We start from the raw sequence: 17,431 nt of genomic DNA, 5'->3' as shown, positions 1-17,431 counted from the left end.
AATAAGGGTTTTGCCATGAACGGTCTCGGCGGCCTCAACAAATCGGAACACGGTGTCGGTATCGGCCTCGTCCAACTGCAGCTTCCTGTTACCGTCACCAAGGAGGATCTGGTGCGGCAGACGCAGGGGATCGTCGATCTCGTCGGCAAGGCGCGGCGCAACCAGCCGGGCATGGACCTTGTGGTCTTCCCTGAATATGCGTTGCACGGCCTGTCGATGGACATCAATCCCGACATCATGTGCCGGCTGGATGGGCCGGAGGTCGCAGCCTTCAAGAAAGCCTGTCTGGACAACCGGATCTGGGGCTGCTTCTCGATCATGGAGTTCAACCCTGATGGCATGCCCTATAATTCCGGCATCGTCATCGACGATGCGGGCGAACTGAAAATCTATTATCGCAAGATGCACCCCTGGGTTCCGGTCGAGCCGTGGGAGCCGGGCAATTTCGGCATCCCCGTCATCGATGGCCCGAAAGGCGCCAAGCTGGCGCTGATCATCTGCCATGACGGCATGTTCCCCGAGATGGCGCGGGAATGTGCCTACAAGGGCGCCGAGATCATGATCCGCACGGCTGGTTATACCGCGCCGATCCGCGACAGCTGGAAATTCACAAACCAGTCCAATGCCTTCTGCAACCTCATGGTCACGGCGAGCGTGTGCATGTGCGGCTCAGATGGCACCTTCGACAGTATGGGCGAAGGCATGATCTGCAATTTCGATGGCTCGATCATTGCGCATGGCACATCCGGGCGCGTCAACGAGATCATCACCGCGGAGGTCCGGCCGGACCTGGTGCGCGAGGCGCGTCTCGGATGGGGTGTGGAGAACAACATCTACCAGTTCGGCCATCGCGGCTACGTCGCGGTCGCCGGCGGCGCAGGCGATGCGCCCTACAGCTACATGCACGACCTGATCGCGGGCAAGTACCGACTGCCCTGGGAAGCCGACATCAAGATCACCGACGGCACTTCCTGTGGCTTCGACAAGCCGGCGAGGCGCTATGGCGAAACATTCAAGCTTGCGGGCGAATAAGGAGACGGACGATGGACATGATGACCCAGGCAAAAGAGCATTACGTCAAGGCCGATCCCTACCCCTGGCCCTATAACGGGGCGCTCAGGCCCGACAATACCGCCCTCATCATCATCGACATGCAGACCGACTTTTGCGGCAAGGGCGGCTATGTCGATCACATGGGCTACGACCTGGCGTTGGTGCAGGCGCCGATCGAGCCGATCAAGGCGGTGCTTACTGAAATGCGCGCCAAGGGCTACCACATCATCCACACCCGCGAGGGCCATCGGCCTGATCTTGCCGACCTGCCCGCCAACAAGCGCTGGCGCTCGCAGCGGATCGGCGCCGGCATTGGCGACGCCGGGCCCTGCGGCCGCATTCTCGTGCGCGGCGAGCCGGGCTGGGACATCATTCCGGAGCTTTATCCGCTCGACGGCGAGGTGATCATCGACAAGCCGGGCAAGGGCTCGTTCTGCGCCACGGATCTCGAACTGATCCTCAACCAGAAGCGCATTGAAAACATCATCCTCACGGGGATCACCACGGATGTCTGCGTCTCCACCACCATGCGCGAGGCCAATGATCGCGGTTTCGAATGCCTGCTGCTGGAGGATTGCTGCGGCGCCACCGACTACAACAACCACCTCGCCGCCATCCATATGGTGAAGATGCAGGGCGGCGTGTTCGGCTCCGTTTCCAATTCCAAGGCTTTGGTCGAGGCGCTCGTCTGATGCCATCGATGCGTGCCCATGTGTTTCGCGTGCCGGCCGAGGGGCCGGATGATGTCTCGGGCGTCGCGGCCTTGTTTGCCGCCGGCCTGAAGCCACAGAATGTGGTCGCCATCCTCGGCAAGACCGAGGGCAACGGCTGCGTCAACGATTTCACCCGCGGTTACGCGACATCAAGCTTCAAAACGCTGTTTCGCAAGCATGGTGTCGAGGGCGTGTCGATCGTCATGTCCGGCGGCACCGAAGGGGCGCTGTCACCGCATTGGACGGTGTTTGCCCGCGAGGAGACCGATGCGCCGGCAACGCGGGCTCTGGCGATCGGGGCGGCACGGACGCCTGCCCTGCCCTCGCATGATCTCGGGCGCCGGCCACAGGTGCTGATGGTGGCCGATGCCGTGAGGGCCGCGATCCGGGATGCCGGGATCGGGGATATGGCGGACGTGCATTTCGTGCAGATCAAGTGCCCGCTGCTGACCACGCAACGGATCGCCAAGGTGGAAGCGTCCGGCAAGACGGTCGCCACCCGTGATACGCTGAAATCCATGGGGCTTTCGCGCGGCGCGTCGGCGCTCGGGGTTGCGGTGGCGCTGGGCGAGATCGATGTGGACGAGATCACCGATGGCGATATCGGCACGCGGCATGAACTTTATTCGCGCTGTGCGTCGGCGTCGGCAGGCGTCGAGTTGCTGGATCACGAGATCGTCGTGCTCGGCATGAGTTCCAGGTGGTCCGGTCCTTTCCAGATCGACCATGCTGTCATGCGGGACGCAATCGATGTGCAGTCGGTGAAGGCGGCCTATGCGCGGCTGCCCGAGGGCAAGCTTGCGGCCGTGCTTGCCAAGGCGGAACCTGACCCGAGCGGCCAGGTGCGCGGCAACCGGCACACCATGCTCGGCGATTCCGACATATCCGGCACGCGCCATGCCCGCGCCTTTGTCGGCGGCGTGCTTGGTGGCGTGTTCGGGATGACCGATCTCTACGTCTCGGGTGGCGCCGAGCATCAGGGGCCGCCTGGTGGCGGGCCCGTCGCAATCATCGTCGAAAAGGAGACCTGACGTGAGCATCGTCCGCGATACCCCTCTCCCGCAGGCCGGCAAGGCCGTCGGCATCCAGACCATCGGCATGACCATGCGCTTCGGCAGCTTCACGGCGCTCGACAATGTCTCGATCGATATCCCGGCGGGGACTTTTCACGCGCTGCTCGGCGAAAACGGCGCCGGCAAGTCGACGCTGGTGAAATGCATCATGGGCTTTTACCACCAGACCTCGGGCTCGCTCTCGGTGGATGGCCGTGAGGTGGCGGTCACCTCGCCCAGGGATGCTGCGACCTATGGACTCGGCATGGTCTACCAGCACTTCACGCTGGTGCCGTCGCTGACTGGTGCCGAGAACCTCGTGATCAGCCGCGCGGAAGTGCCTCACATCATCAACTGGGCCAAGGAGCGCAAGGACCTCGCCGCCTTCATGGAGCGGATGCCGTTCAAAATCCCGCTCGACAGGCCGGTGAGCGAGCTGGCCGCCGGCGAGAAGCAGAAGCTCGAGATCGTCAAGCAGCTCTATCTCGGCCGCTCCTTCCTCGTGCTCGACGAGCCGACCTCGGTGCTGACGCCTGCCGAGGCCGACGAGATGCTCGGGCTGGTGCGCGGCATGACCCAACGTGGTGAACTGACTGTCCTGATGATCTCGCACAAGTTTCACGAAGTGACCAAGTTCGCGGACGCTGTCTCGATCCTCCGGCGCGGTAAGCTGGTGGGATCAGGCAAGGTGGGCGAACTCTCGACATCAGACATGGCGGCGATGATGATTGGCGACGTGAAGCTTGCCGAACTAGACACGCGCGTGCCGGTCTCCTCGGCCGCCAAGCCGGTTCTCAAGGTCGAGAAGGTGAAGGCGCCGGATCGGTCCGGGCTGAAGACGATCGAAATCGACAGCCTGACGGTGCGATCCGGTGAGATAGTCGGCATTGCCGGCATTTCGGGCAATGGCCAGAAGGAACTGACCGAGATCCTCGCCGGCCAGCGGCCGACGAATGCGGGGACGGTTGAGGTCAATGGCGGGATTTATGGCGCGACGCGACCGGAAACGCGTCGCAACAATGTGCGCTTCATCCCCGAGGAGCCGCTGCAGAACGCCTGTGCGCCGAAGATGACAGTCAGCGAAAACCTCGCCTTCCGCACCTTCGACCTGAAAGCCGACGGCAAGGATGCGATCTGGCTCAGCAAGGGCAAGATGCGCAAACGTGCCACCGACCTGATCGCCGATTTCAAGGTCAAGACGGCATCGTCCTCCTCGCCGATCGCAGCACTCTCCGGCGGCAATGTGCAGCGGGCGGTTCTGGCGCGAGAGCTCACCGGCGAGGTCGATCTGCTGATCGTGTCCAACCCCTGCTTCGGCCTCGATTTTTCCGCCGTGGCAGAGATCCGGGCTCGGATCATGCGGGCGCGCAATTCGGGCGCCGCCGTGCTGCTGCTGTCGGAGGATCTCGACGAACTGCTGGAGATGTCCGACCGGATCATGGTGATCTCGGAGGGCAAACTGGTTTACGAGACGCCTGCGCTCGCGGCGGATATTGCCGTTATCGGTTCTCACATGGCGGGGCATCATTGATGGCGGAGATCAAAGCGCAACCTTTCGCCTTTCCGGCGAAGCCAGGTGAGCTGGCACTTGTCGTCATCGACATGCAGCGCGACTTCGCCGAACCCGGCGGCTTCGGCGCCAGCCTCGGCAATGATGTCGGGCGCATCACGAAAATCGTGCCCGACGTCAAGCGCTTGATCCAGGGGTTCCGCGATGCAGGATTGCCCGTCATTCACACCATGGAATGCCACAAGCCGGATCTTTCCGATCTTCCACCTGCCAAGCGCAATCGCGGCAAGCCGAGCCTGCGCATCGGCGACGATGGACCGATGGGGCGGATCCTCATCGCGGGCGAGCCGGGCACGGCGATTTTGCCTGAACTTGCGCCCATCGATGGTGAGATCGTCATCGAGAAACCCGGGAAAGGCGCCTTCTACGCCACTGAACTTGGCGACGTTCTGAAGGAAAAAGGCATCACGCAGCTGGTGTTCGCAGGCGTCACGACGGAGGTCTGCGTGCAGACAACGATGCGGGAGGCCAATGACCGTGGCTATGAGTGCCTGCTCGCGGAAGAGGCCACCGAGAGCTATTTTCCCGAATTCAAGGATGCCGCCATCGCTATGATCCGCGCCCAAGGCGCGATCGTTGGGTGGACTGCACATGTGGACGACATATTGGAGGTGATCGGTCATGCCTGAGACGACACGCGAGCTTCTGACGCTAGGTGGCTGGAAAGACCTGACTTTTTCTCCGTTTCGTGAAGAGGTGACGATCCATTGGATCCAGCCCTTCCAGGGTGATCAACCCGGAGTGGCCCTTTTGAAATACGAGGCCGGCGCCTCCGTACCACGCCACCGCCACGAAGGGCTGGAGACCATTCTGGTCCTGGAAGGCACCCAATCCGACGAAGCCGGCGATTACGGTCGCGGCAGCTACATCGTCAATGCGGCCGGAACCGAACACTCTGTCTGGAGTGATACCGGCTGCGTTGTGCTGATCCAATGGGATCGGCCCGTGAAGATACTGGAAGAGGAAATAGCATGACCGGCGCACCGGCTTTCGACATCACATCACTGCACGCATTCTACAGTGGCGGCGGAACCGTTCACGCGATCATTGATCGTGTGTTCGCGCGGCTGGCAGAGGTCAACGATCCCGGCATTTTTCTTCACCTCGCGGAACGTGAGGCACTGCTCACCCAGGCGGATGCGCTGGGTCCGTTTGACGCAAACGCCAAGCCGCTTTGGGGCATCCCGTTCGCCGTGAAGGACAACATCGACGTAGCGGGCATGCCAACGACGGCGGCCTGCCCTGACTATTCCTATATGCCCACAGCCGATGCGACCGTCGTTCGTCTGCTCAAGGAGGCCGGCGCGCTTGTCATCGGCAAGACCAACCTCGACCAGTTTGCCACCGGCCTCGTCGGCGTCCGCTCGCCCTACCCGATCCCTCGCAATGCCATTGACGCCAGTCTGGTGCCCGGCGGCTCCAGTTCCGGCTCGGCTGTCGCCACCGCGCAAGGGATCGTCAGCTTCGCGCTCGGGACGGATACGGCAGGTTCCGGTCGCATTCCGGCGGGGCTTAACAATATCGTCGGTCTAAAGCCGAGCGTCGGCGCGCTTTCGACAACCGGCGTTATACCCGCCTGCCGCACGCTCGATTGTGTCTCGATATTTGCCCTGACGGTTGACGACGCGTGGCGCGTCTTCAACACGACCGCGCGTTACGATGCAGCGGATGCCTACTCGAAGGACATGACCGCCACCGGCTACGGTCCGCTTCCACCGGTCTTGACGATCGGCGTCCCCGCCAAGCCGGATCGCCAGTTCTTTGGCGACGCCAGCATGGAAGCGTCGTACGAAGACGCCCTCGGGATGCTGACAGCGCTCGGCCATCGCGTCGTCGAAGTACCGTTTGGCGATTTTTACAAGGTGGCAAACCTGCTCTATGAGGGTGCCTGGGTGGCCGAGCGCTACGCCGCGGTGAAGGCCTTCTTCGACAGCAACGAGGAAAGCTTCCATCCGGTTACCCGCAAGATCTATGGTGGCGCGAAGACACTCAGTGCGGCTGACGCCTTCAACGGCTTCTACGCCCTGCAAGCGCTGAAGCGTGCGGTACAGCCGATCATCGACTCCGTCGATCTCTTCTGCGTGCCGACAGCCCCGAGACACTACAGCATGGCTGAGCTTGCCGCCGAGCCGATCCGCGAGAACTCGCGGCTTGGGACCTATACCAATTTCGTCAATCTACTCGATATGTGCGGCATCGCCGTACCGACGGGCAAACGCGGTGACGGACTGCCGGCAAGCGTAACGCTTCTGGCGCCATCAGGCCGGGATGGTTTGACGGCAGCGCTGGCGCGCGAGATCCACCAGACGGCCGGCGTTGGACTCGGAGCGACCAGCTGGGCCTTGCCCCCGACGCCGACCATAACGGCGACGGCTTCCCCGGATGGCATGATCGACCTCGTGGTCGTCGGTGCGCACCTTTCCGGCATGCAGTTGAATGTGCAATTGCGTGACTTTGATGCAGTATTTTCGCGAGAGGCGCAGACATCGGATGCCTACCGGCTCTTCGCGCTTGCCGGTCAGGTGCCGGCGAAGCCCGGTATGATCCGTGTCGAAGCCGGCGAAGGCGGTCATATCGACGTTGAAGTCTGGCGACTGACACCGGCTGCCTTCGGGCAATTCGTGGCAGGTATACCTTCGCCTCTTGGGATCGGTTCGATCTCGTTGTCAGATGGAACCGTGGTAAAAGGCTTTCTGGTGGAGCCGGCGGCGATCATCGGGGCGATCGATATCACCGAATACGGCGGCTGGCGCAGCTTTGTAGCCGCTCAACGCGATCAGAGAGCGCGAAGCGCCAGCTGATGTCGGAAAAATGTGAAGAGGCCTGATCGCTGGTCAGGCGCTTTCCAGTTCCTCGAACTCGACATCGAAGCTCATCTGGTCATAAGCAGGCACGACGTGATCCGGCGTCTCGGCCATAACAGTGTCGTAGTCGAGCGGCGTATGCATGTGAGTCAAGATCGCCCGCCGCGGTTTCAGGCGATCGATCCAGTCCAGTGATTGCTCAAGCGACAGATGGCTAGGGTGATATCGATACTGCAGTGCATCGATGATCAGCATGTCGAGTTCTTGAAGTTTTACGACAGTTTCCGGCGGAAAGTCGCTGATGTCGCTGCAATAAGCGACATCGCCGATGCGAAATCCCAATGACGTGATGTCGCCGTGCTGCTGCGTGTGCGGCCGAAAGGCAATCGTCCCTCCTGCGCCGCTGATGCGCACCGGGACGTCAATGCTCTCGATGACCCTGGGTTCAACGATCGGCGGGTAATTGCTGCCGGGTGGCGTCTCCATGCAATAGCCGAAACCCTGGCGGATACGGTCCATGGTTTCCTTGTTCGCGTGGATCGGGACACGTTGCTGGGCTTCATAGAAATAGCCGCGCAGGTCGTCCAGGCCATGGATGTGATCCGCATGAGGGTGGGTGTAGAGCACCGCATCGATATGCGTCACGCCCGCAGCGATCATCTGCTCGCGAAAATCCGGTCCAGTGTCGATGACGACCGTCGTGACGCCGCCGTTATCGTCGAATTGCTGGACCATGAAGGCAGCACGGGTACGCCGGTTCTTCGGATTGGCAGGATCGCAGGCACCCCAATCGCCGGTGATACGGGGAACGCCCGGTGACGACGAACAGCCGAGAATGGTGAAGCGCCGCCGGTATCCCACGCTGCTAGATCCTTGGCATCTTTGAGAAAATGCGGAACGCGTTGTCGGTCGTGATCTTCGCCATCTCGGCGTAGCTGAGCCCAAGCGTTTCAGCCAGGACCTCGGCGGTGTTCACTACGTAGGACGGTTCGTTGCGCTTGCCGCGCCAACGCTTCGGCGCAAGATATGGCGCGTCGGTTTCAACCAGCAAACGATCGTGCGGAACGGTCGTGGCGATATCGCGCAACTCTTCCGATTTCGGGAACGTCAGAATGCCGGAGAAGGAGATATAGCCTCCGAGTTCGACGCCGACCCTTGCAAGCTCCGCGCCCGCCGAGAAGCAGTGCAGAATGAAGGGAAATGCACCCTTGCCCGTTTCCTCGGTCAGGATCGCCGCCATGTCTTCATCGGCGCTGCGGCTATGAATGACCAACGGAAGCTTCGTCTCACGCGCGGCGGCGATATGACGGCGGAACCCTGTCTGTTGATCCTCAGGCGTCTGCGTATCGTAGAAGTAGTCCAGACCCGCCTCGCCGATAGCGACGACCTTCTCGTGGGCATTGACAAGGCGTACGAGATCCTCGGTCTGGATATCGAGTTCTTCGTTTGCGCTGTTCGGATGCGTGCCAACCGAGCAGAAGACCGACGGATATTTCTCGGTGATGGCGAGAAGGCCGTCGAGCTTGCGCACGCGCGTCGAGATCGTCACCATCTGCTTGACGCCGGAATCGTGAGCGCGCTTGACGATCTCGTCCCGCTCCTCTTCGAAGTCAGCGAAGTCCAGATGGCAATGCGTATCGATCAGCATGACATCCTCACGCTTCCGGCGCCACGTAACGCGGGAAGACTGGCGTCGGTGCTTCAAGCTCGGTGCCTACGACGAGACGACCGGCTTCGCCGAGTGCTGCGAAGTCACGCTTGTCGGCGGGCGCAGCAACGAGATCCAGCAGCTTGCCTGCCGATTCCGGCACGAATGGCTGCAGCAGGATGGCGATCTGTCGGACGACTTCGGCCGTGACATAGAGTACGGTGCCCATACGCGCAGGATCGGTCTTCTTCAGGGCCCAAGGCTGTTGGCCGGCGAAGTAGCGGTCTGTTTCCGAAACAACTGCAATGATCGAAGCCAGGGCGCGGTGAATGAGCTGCTTGCTCATATCGTCGCGCGTCGACGCAAGCAGCGCGTCGGCCTGGGCCAGCATCGCCTTGTCCTCGTCCGTGAGCGGGCCGCATTCAGGAATTTTTCCGTCGCAATTCTTGCCGATCATCGACAGGGAGCGGCTCGCCAGATTGCCGATACCGTTCGCAAGGTCTGAATTGATGCGGGTGCCGATCGCCTCTTCGCTGTAGCTGCCATCCTGACCGAACGATACTTCGCGCAGGAAGAAGTAGCGCACCTGATCGAGACCGAAATGGTTCACCAGGTTGACGGGATCGACGACGTTGCCGAGCGATTTGGACATCTTCTCGCCCTTGTTGAGCAAGAATCCGTGAGCGAAGACGCGCTTTGGCAGCGGCAGCTTAGCCGACATCAGGAAAGCAGGCCAGTAGACCGCGTGGAAGCGGATGATGTCCTTGCCGATGATGTGAACATCGGCTGGCCAATACTTCGCGCGAGGACCGTTGCGATCCTCGATATAGCCTGTCGCGGTGATGTAGTTCGTCAGGGCGTCGACCCAGACGTACATGACGTGATCGGGATCATTCGGCACCTTGATGCCCCAATCGAACGTCGTGCGCGAGATCGACAGATCCTTCAGCCCCGACTTCACGAACGAGATGACTTCGTTGCGACGCTCGGCCGGACCGATGAAATCGGGATTGGCTTCGTAGAGCGCAAGCAGCTTGTCCTGGTATTCCGAGAGCTTGAAGAAGTAGCTCGCCTCTTCAACCCACTCTACAGGCGTACCCTGCGGACCGTAGCGGACGCCGTCGGCACGTAGCTCAGTCTCGTTTTCCTGATAGTAGGCTTCGTCGCGAACCGAATACCAGCCGGCGTAGGAATCCTTATAGATATCGCCGTTGTCGGCCATCAGGTTCCAGATGTTTCGCGACGTTTCGTGGTGACGCTCCTGCGTCGTGCGAATGAAATCGTCGTTCGAGGCATTGAGCAGCGTCGCCATTGCCTGGAACTCGCCGGAGTTGCGGTCTGCAAGCTCCTGCGGCGAGATGCCTTCGGCGCGCGCCGTCTGCTGCATCTTCTGACCGTGCTCGTCGGTGCCCGTCAGGAAGAAGACATCCTTGCCGTCCAGCCGCTGGTAGCGCGCCATGGCATCCGTCGCGATCAGTTCGTAGGCGTGGCCGATATGCGGCTTGCCGTTCGGGTAGGAGATCGCGGTGGTGATGTAGAAGGGTGTCTTGTCTGTCATGGCGGCCATTCGTGTCCGGCTTACTCTATAAAATTTATCAGCCGCTCTTAGCGCATGTGGCCACGAAGCGAAACACTAAGTTTCATGCCGGCCGGGGATTCGACTATGAAGCCCGCAGTGCGCTTGACTCGCTTTTTTCATCGCTCTAGGCAGGAGAGAAAGAAGACAGGGCAACAGCAACGTGACATCCAAAGCACCCCGCAGCAGCGTTTTCAACGTAGGCTCGAGGGCCACGGCTTGACCCTGGCCAGTTTTGATCCGCTTTACTCCCTTTCCGGGCTGCTTGTCGGCGCGTTGGTGGGCATTACCGGCGTTGGTGGCGGGTCGTTGATGACACCGCTCCTTGTCTTGCTGTTCGGCGTGCATCCCGCAACCGCCGTCGGCACCGATCTCCTCTACGCCGCAGTCACAAAGAGCGCGGGCACTGCTGTTCATGGCATTCATGGCCGCATCAATTGGCGCGTCGTCGGCTGTCTTGCGGCCGGCAGCGTTCCGGCGGCGCTCCTGATGCTCTGGATGATGGCGGGAGTAGACCGCAAGAGCATCGAAGTCGCCCACACGATCACGACGGCGCTCGGCTGGCTGCTTGTCATCACGGCTTTCATGCTGGTTTTCCGCAAGCAGGTTCTCGCCCTAGCGCAGCGCTCGATGGGTGAGCGCCCGCCCCTGCGTCCGGCAACCATCATGGTTCTAACGACCCTACTCGGCCTCGCGCTGGGAGTTCTCGTCACCTTGACGTCAGTCGGCGCTGGCGCGCTCGGCGTTACGGTACTGCTGATCCTCTACCCTCGCCTCGATGTCCGGGAGATCGTCGGCTCGGATATCGTCCACGCCGTCCCCCTCACCTTCATCGGCGGCATGGGATACTGGATGATCGGCGAGATCGACTGGGGCATGCTGCTCGCCCTGCTCGTCGGTTCTATTCCCGGAATCATCGCCGGCAGCCTGCTCGCGCCGAAACTGCACGAGCGAACGATCCGGCTCGTGCTTGCGGCAACGCTCGCCGTGGTGGCCTGGAAACTGCTTACCGGTTGATCAGCTCGGCTGCTTGATATCGCCAAGGATACTCAGGATCGTTTGCTTGCGATCGAGGTTGTAGGCGTCCGACACCGTCAATCTGTTCACGATATCCGAATAGAGCCGCGAGAAGCGTTCCGCGGTTACGACCTCGCCGGCGATCGCAGCCGATCGCGCGCGCGTCATGAGGTCATCCCCTACGTGAGTGGTGAAAAACTCGAATATCGTCTCGCTTTCCTTCCCGGAAAGCGCGTCAGCCAAGCGATGCATCGCCCGCCGTGCGGCGGGACCCTGGGACGACAGGACGTCGTTGTAGGCGCTGATGATTTCGCCGCCGCCATAGTTGATCAGCTTCAGCGCCTCCCCGACGCTGCCGTTCGCGGCGGAAAGCAGCGCCTCATCTCCGGCATCGATACCAAGATGGTCCAGAGCGCTCGCAAGGGCCTCATCGCTCAGCGGCGCGAGCTTCAACGGCAGGCAGCGCGATCGGATGGTCGGCAGCAGCTTGCCCGGTGCGTGCGAGATCAGCAGGAAGAGCGCCCGCTTCGGCGGTTCCTCCAGTATCTTCAAGATCGCATTGGCCGCATTGCGGTTCATGTCGTCGGCGGGATCGATGATCACGATGCGCCAGTTGCCGGTGCCCGATGTCTGCGAGAAGAAGCGACCGGCTTTGCGGACCTCGTCGACAGTAATCGCCGATTTGACCTTGCCGGTCTTCTCGTCGACGGGCCTCGCCAGGTAGAGCAGGTTGTGAGACGCACCCGAAGCGATCTGTCTGCTTACCGCCGAATTGAGGTCCGGGGCGCCGATTGTCGCCGGTGCCGTTGCCGGATCCGGATGGGACAGGACGTGATTGGCAAACCGAAAGGCAAGGGTTGACTTACCGATGCCTTCTGGCCCTTCGATGAGCACCGCGTGATGCCCTTTGCCGGATCGGTAGGATTGCGCCAGGAAGGCTTCCGCCTCCCCGTGGCCGAACAGCTTCGTGTTCTCGGGCTGCCAGATGGCGCCGTCGAGGAGCCCGGGACGTTCCTCACTCATGAACCGTCTCCGCGATCTTTGTTTTGAGTGGTAGTCGCCGTTCGACGATCGTCAGCACATCGGCTGCGATGACATCTTCAGGACGGAGCGCGTCCAGCACATGGCAACGCTCCGGTTCGCGGGCGGCGATATCGAGAAAGGCCTCGCGCCGCTTCTCGTGCGTTTCCAGTTCTTCTCTCTCGAAACGATCGGGAGCAATGGCCACGGCGGCACCGCGCCGCGACGCCCGTTCCAGACCGGCCGTGGCCGGGAGATCAAGAATTACGGTGCAATCCGGCATGACGCCATTGATGGCTACACGCTGAAGCGTTTCGATGAATTCGGGCTCAAGGTTGCCCGTAATCCCCTGATAGACACGGGACGAATCCATGAAACGATCGCAAAGGACGACTCTCCCTCCATTTAAGGCAGGACGAATGACACCTTCGACATGATCGTTGCGCGCGGCTGCGAAAAGAATCGCTTCCATTCGTGTGCCAAATGGCTGCGCAGCACCCGACAGGAGAACGTGGCGAACTGCTTCCGCACCGGGAGACCCTCCAGGCTCCCGCGTCAGCAAGACATCGAAGCCGCGTGAGCGCAGCGATTCCGCGAGTTTGCGGATCTGCGTGGACTTCCCGGCACCTTCGCCGCCCTCAAATGTAACAAACAATCCTGTGCCGGACGACAATGATAACTTCCTGCATGTTCGCGCCCGCATCGCGCTATCGGCGTACATCTACAGGAAGATTATGGCCAGCGGAACCGCGTTGCGAAGATCTCCCTGCTTTCCCGCAGGATTGACCATCAATATGGCGATCACGTGGGCTGAGGCTTGTCCCATAGCCAGGAAAACAGCAGCGTTTCTCCAAGCTCGAGGATAGCGTCGATCGCGCGGCTGCTGAGTGAGCCGGCGACGACCTCAGCCTTGGTATAAAGCGGAACCTCTCGAAGAAGGCGGCTGCCGGCAAAAATCCGCAGCGTACCGACTTCCTGATTGGCGGCGACCGGTGCCATCAAGGGCCAATGGTAGACGATACGCGCAGCCAGACGGTCGGGATTGTTGACGGGGATATAGACGCTCACGCCCTTTTCAGCGACGAGATCAACGTTCCGTTCAGCCCCGCCGTAGACGCCAGCCGCTCCGATGACTTCGCCGTCTGCGAAGAGCTGACGGATCTCAAACGCACCGAGGCCCCATTCGAGGACCCGTTTTGCCTCATCGGTGCGCTCCTTGTCGGACGGAAGGCCACCGAGCGCCATGAAAAGGCGCCGGCCGTTTCGCTCAGCCGATGCCACGATCGAATAGCCTTCACCCTCTGCAAACCCGGTTGCGAGACCATCAACACCCATGCCGAAGCCGAGCAGCGGATTTCGGTTTCGCTGGAAGATCTTGTTCCACTGGAAATCCGGGAGCGCGAAATAGGAATAGTAGTTGGGATAACTCTGCTGCAGATCCAAAGCCAGCGTCACCATGTCGTAGGCGGTCGTCTTGCTCTTTCCGTCGGGTAATCCCGTGGAGTTGCCGAAGATGGAACGCTGCATGCCAAGGCTCTTCGCCTTGCGTGTCATTGCTTCCGCAAACGCGGGCTCTCCACCACTCATCCCTTCCGCCAGGATGATGCAGCTGTCGTTCGCGCCCTGAATGGCGATGCCCTTCAACAGATCTTCGACGCGAACGTTCGATTTAAGCGCGGCGAACATGGTCGCGGTCCGCGACGGCGCGCCGCCTGTCCGCCAGGCATATTCCGACACGGGATATTGGGTATCGAGGGTGATCTGGTTCTTTGACAGCGCTTCGAAAACGAGCTCCGCGGTCGCGAGCTTTGCCAATGATGCGGGAGAAAATGTCTGGTTCTCGTTCTTCGCGAGCAGAACAGTACCCGTCGACGCTTCGATCATGTAGGCTTGAACGGCCTTGGTATCGAAGGCGGTGTTTGGCTCAGCTGCCGCGACCGGTTCGGCCAAGCCGGCAGGAAGCAGCAAGATGCACGTCAGAAGCACGTGTTGCCAGGGCCAAACCTTCATCTTCCCGCCTCCGCCAAGGGCTTCTGCAATTATCGAGCGGACTGCCCGGCCTCCTTCTGACGCGTGAACGACGCCAAGATCGACTCCTCGGTCAGGCCATCGTTGCGAACCATGACGGCATCGAAGGCGAGATCAACGGTTACGGTCTTGACCGCCTCTTCCTGGTAACCCATGGCGAGCGAACTGCCCTGCCAGCCATTGGGGCGCTCGTATGGGACCGGGCCGATTTCGGGCAGGACGACCATCTGATCGAACGGCTGCGCACCTGCACCGAACGACGGAGCTGGCGACGGCATGGGCCTTGGGACCGGAGCAGCATTATAGGGCGCGCTCGGCGTCGAGCCTGCATAGGAGGTCGCGGACATCGGTACGGGAACATCTTCCGCACGCGGTGGCGTAAAGCCGCCGAAGCTCTGGATCTCGTCAGCCGTTATACGCTTGCTGTTGGAGGCAACCATAACGCCCGTAGCGATCTGACCACCGCCGGGATTGACGCCTGGAATGCGGCTACCCTTCGGAACGTAGGAGGCCATCAGGTATGGCATGTCGTGACCGTCCATGCGGGCGCGGCCGACATATTGAACGCGAACGTTGCCGGTGCCGCTATGCTGCAGATCGAGCATGTCGGCGGTCTTGTTCGAGAGATCGATGATGCGCCCCTCGTGGTAAGGGCCACGGTCGTTGACGCGTACGATGACGGAAGAACCGGTTTCGACGTTGGTCACGCGGGCGTAGCTTGGCAGTGGAAACGTCGGATGCGCGGCGGAAAGGTGCATCTGGTCGTAGACTTCGCCATTTGCCGTCAGGCGGCCATGGAAAGCCGAACCATACCACGACGCGATGCCGACCTTGTTATAGGAGAAATCTTCCTTCGGATAATACCACTTGCCTTTGACGACGTAGGATTGCCGACGATATAGCGGCCGCCGCCCTTCGGGATATTGTCGCCGTTCGCAACGCGCGGGCTGGCCTTTACGCCATATTCCTTTTCCGAGAAATATTCCTTGCCGTGCTTCGGCTTTGCAGGCGAAGTCGGGGCCGTTCCACATGCCGTAACAGTTGCACAAACCAGCGATAGACCTACCCATCGCACTGCCGTTGCGAATGACGCCGCCCCGAAGTCTCGTCTCATATGTCCCACGCCGTTCAAGACCGTTATGGTTAAGAAATCCGCCCTACGGGCAAGACACCCCTAATCCCATCAACCTAACGAGACTTTAATCATGCTGCCTTCGCGGCAATTTTGCGAAGACTTTCGACGTGATAGCTACAATTCTAATTAACATGGTTAATAAAATGCTAATTTAAGCATTGTGGCGGCACTGAAAGCCTTGGAGATCGCCCCGAAGGCCCCACCCGGCAACGGTTTCAGATGGTGAAGGCCGCACCTATCAGCGCTTTCGTGTAATCTTCGCGGGGCTTCTGGAAGATGGCATCCGTATCTCCCTGCTCGACAATCCGTCCATCTTTCATGACGACAACATAGTCCGACATTGCCTTCACGACTGAAAGATCGTGGCTGATGAAGATGTAAGAAAGCTTGTGGCTGTCCTGCAGCAGACGCAGAAGATCGATCACCTGCCCCTGTACCGAGCGGTCAAGTGCCGATGTCGGTTCGTCAAGGATCACCACCTGGGGTTTGAGGATCATCGCACGGGCAATAGCGATGCGCTGTCGCTGACCGCCTGAGAATTCATGCGGGTAGCGGTTGCGCGCGTCCGGGTCCAGGCCGACCTCCTTCAGTGCCGCGATAGCGCGGCGGTCGCGGTCGACCTTGCTCAATCCGGGCTCATGAACGAGAAGGCCTTCGGTGATGACCTCGCCGACTGTCTGGCGTGGAGACAACGAACCGTAGGGATCCTGGAAGACAAGCTGCATCTCCTTGCGGAGCGGTCGCATGCGCTTCCTATCGTAGTTGGAGATATCGATCGCTCCAAAGCGGTAATGGCCAGCGCTTTTGACAAGACGCAGGAGTGCGCGTCCGAGCGTCGATTTGCCTGAACCGGATTCGCCGACGATCCCGATCGTCTGCCCTTCCCGCAGCTTGACGGTCACGCCGTCCACGCCGCGGAATAGTCGACGTCCACCGGAAAAGAGACCGCCCCCGATCTCGAAGTCTACGGTGACGTCCCGGCCCTCCAAGATGATAGGTGCGCCGTCCTCCGGCGAGGACTTTCGTCCGTGCGGTTCGGCGGCCAGGAGCATGCGGGTATAGTCCGCGGTTGGCCGTTCGAAGATATCCGCCGTGGTGCCCTGCTCGACTACCTCGCCGCGTCGCATAACCACGACGCGCTCGGCGAAATGCCTGACGATGCCGAGATCGTGCGTAATCAGCACGATCGCCATCCCGAAGCGCTGCTGAAGCGACGCAAGAAGGGACAGGATCTGCGCCTGGATTGTGACATCGAGTGCTGTCGTCGGCTCGTCGGCAATAAGGATGTCCGGCTCGTTCGCCAAGGCCATCGCGATCATCACGCGCTGGCGCTGCCCGCCCGAGAGTTCGTGCGGATAGCTGTCGATGCGACGGCCCGGGTCCGGAATGCCGACAAGCTCCAGCAGTTCCAGAACGCGCTTGCGCGCTTCCTTGTGCGTTCCGCCTCGGTGATGGACGATTGGCTCGGCGATCTGGCGACCGATTGGATAAAGCGGATCGAGCGACGTCATCGGCTCCTGGAAGATCATGGTGACCTTGGCACCACGAATGTCATTCAGTTCTTTCGGGGCAAGTCCGACAAGCTCCTTGCCGCGGTATTTGGCAGAGCCGCTTGCCGTCCCGTTCTTGGCGAGAAGTCCCATCAGGCCCATCATGGTCTGGCTCTTGCCGGAACCGGATTCGCCGACGATCGCCAGCGTCTCGCCTGCCCGCACGTCGAGGTCGATGCCCTTGACTGCATTCACCTGCCCGTCCGGCGTCTCGAAATCGACCTTGAGGCCGCGAATGGCAAGAATCGTATCTTCGGATGCCATG

Annotated in this window: 15 protein-coding genes and 1 pseudogene; 8 read left to right on the top strand and 8 right to left on the bottom strand. The window is 60.9% G+C overall.

Annotation, left to right across the window (positions count from 1 at the left end; all coding sequences use genetic code 11):
• Window positions 1–15: 15 nt before the first annotated feature.
• The 7 genes from FZ934_RS06675 to atzF are packed head-to-tail and all read left to right on the top strand — an operon-like array spanning window position 16 to window position 7,189.
• Entirely contained in the window at window positions 16–1,032 is a 1,017-nt protein-coding gene (locus FZ934_RS06675) for a formamidase (protein WP_153270424.1), read from the top strand.
• 11 nt (window positions 1,033–1,043) lie between these two features.
• Window positions 1,044–1,745 (top strand): biuret amidohydrolase, encoded by a 702-nt coding sequence (biuH, locus tag FZ934_RS06670; RefSeq protein ID WP_153270423.1) that lies wholly within the window; start codon window positions 1,044–1,046, stop codon window positions 1,743–1,745.
• The gene (locus FZ934_RS06665) at window positions 1,745–2,797 is read left to right on the top strand and encodes a ring-opening amidohydrolase (RefSeq protein ID WP_153270422.1); all 1,053 of its coding nucleotides are present in this window, start codon (window positions 1,745–1,747) and stop codon (window positions 2,795–2,797) included. Before biuH ends, FZ934_RS06665 begins: the two co-directional genes overlap by 1 nt.
• Window position 2,798: 1 nt before the next feature.
• Window positions 2,799–4,349, top strand: a complete 1,551-nt coding sequence (locus FZ934_RS06660) for an ABC transporter ATP-binding protein (protein ID WP_153270421.1) — start codon at window positions 2,799–2,801, stop codon at window positions 4,347–4,349.
• Window positions 4,349–5,017: a cysteine hydrolase family protein gene (locus FZ934_RS06655; RefSeq protein WP_153270420.1), complete on the top strand. Its 669-nt coding sequence runs from the start codon at window positions 4,349–4,351 to the stop codon at window positions 5,015–5,017. The genes FZ934_RS06660 and FZ934_RS06655 overlap by 1 nt, the downstream gene beginning before the upstream one ends.
• Entirely contained in the window at window positions 5,010–5,363 is a 354-nt protein-coding gene (locus FZ934_RS06650) for a cupin domain-containing protein (RefSeq protein WP_113362957.1), read from the top strand. The genes FZ934_RS06655 and FZ934_RS06650 overlap by 8 nt, the downstream gene beginning before the upstream one ends.
• Window positions 5,360–7,189 carry an allophanate hydrolase gene (atzF, locus tag FZ934_RS06645; protein ID WP_153270419.1) on the top strand — a complete coding sequence of 610 codons (1,830 nt, stop codon included), beginning with the start codon at window positions 5,360–5,362 and terminating at the stop codon, window positions 7,187–7,189. Before FZ934_RS06650 ends, atzF begins: the two co-directional genes overlap by 4 nt.
• Window positions 7,190–7,222: 33 nt before the next feature.
• On the opposite strand, the gene FZ934_RS06640 is transcribed toward atzF, so the two are convergent.
• Genes FZ934_RS06640 through metG form a run of 3 tightly spaced genes read right to left on the bottom strand, consistent with a single transcriptional unit; the run spans window position 7,223 to window position 10,398 of the window.
• Complete coding sequence (locus FZ934_RS06640) at window positions 7,223–8,053, bottom strand: MBL fold metallo-hydrolase (RefSeq protein WP_153270418.1); 831 nt, start codon at window positions 8,051–8,053, stop codon at window positions 7,223–7,225.
• A gap of 4 nt (window positions 8,054–8,057) precedes the next feature.
• A complete protein-coding gene (locus tag FZ934_RS06635) occupies window positions 8,058–8,840 on the bottom strand; it encodes a TatD family hydrolase (protein WP_153270417.1) in 783 nt (260 codons plus the stop codon).
• A gap of 7 nt (window positions 8,841–8,847) precedes the next feature.
• The gene (gene metG / locus FZ934_RS06630; protein ID WP_153270416.1) at window positions 8,848–10,398 is read right to left on the bottom strand and encodes a methionine--tRNA ligase; all 1,551 of its coding nucleotides are present in this window, start codon (window positions 10,396–10,398) and stop codon (window positions 8,848–8,850) included.
• Window positions 10,399–10,641: 243 nt separating this feature from the next.
• Between metG and FZ934_RS06625 the strand changes: the two genes are divergently transcribed.
• Window positions 10,642–11,433: a sulfite exporter TauE/SafE family protein gene (locus tag FZ934_RS06625; RefSeq protein WP_432443612.1), complete on the top strand. Its 792-nt coding sequence runs from the start codon at window positions 10,642–10,644 to the stop codon at window positions 11,431–11,433.
• On the opposite strand, the gene FZ934_RS06620 is transcribed toward FZ934_RS06625, so the two are convergent.
• From FZ934_RS06620 to FZ934_RS06600, 5 genes and pseudogenes are all read right to left on the bottom strand, one after another.
• On the bottom strand, window positions 11,434–12,456 hold the full coding sequence (locus FZ934_RS06620; protein WP_153270414.1) for a DNA polymerase III subunit delta': 1,023 nt from the start codon (window positions 12,454–12,456) through the stop codon (window positions 11,434–11,436). It abuts the gene before it with no gap.
• Complete coding sequence (gene tmk / locus FZ934_RS06615) at window positions 12,449–13,126, bottom strand: dTMP kinase (protein WP_153270413.1); 678 nt, start codon at window positions 13,124–13,126, stop codon at window positions 12,449–12,451. The genes FZ934_RS06620 and tmk overlap by 8 nt, the downstream gene beginning before the upstream one ends.
• Before the next feature lie 128 nt (window positions 13,127–13,254).
• Window positions 13,255–14,463 (bottom strand): D-alanyl-D-alanine carboxypeptidase family protein, encoded by a 1,209-nt coding sequence (locus tag FZ934_RS06610; protein ID WP_153270412.1) that lies wholly within the window; start codon window positions 14,461–14,463, stop codon window positions 13,255–13,257.
• 29 nt (window positions 14,464–14,492) lie between these two features.
• A pseudogene (locus FZ934_RS06605) lies at window positions 14,493–15,595 on the bottom strand (septal ring lytic transglycosylase RlpA family protein).
• Window positions 15,596–15,831: 236 nt separating this feature from the next.
• Window positions 15,832–17,430, bottom strand: a complete 1,599-nt coding sequence (locus FZ934_RS06600) for an ABC transporter ATP-binding protein (RefSeq protein WP_153270411.1) — start codon at window positions 17,428–17,430, stop codon at window positions 15,832–15,834.
• Window position 17,431: the final 1 nt, after the last annotated feature.

The sequence above is a fragment of the Rhizobium grahamii genome, from assembly GCF_009498215.1.
In the GTDB taxonomy this organism is placed as follows: Bacteria; Pseudomonadota; Alphaproteobacteria; order Rhizobiales; family Rhizobiaceae; genus Rhizobium; species Rhizobium grahamii_A.
The sequence above is the reverse complement of the archived record's forward strand: the minus strand, read 5'-3'. Positions and strand labels throughout refer to the sequence as shown.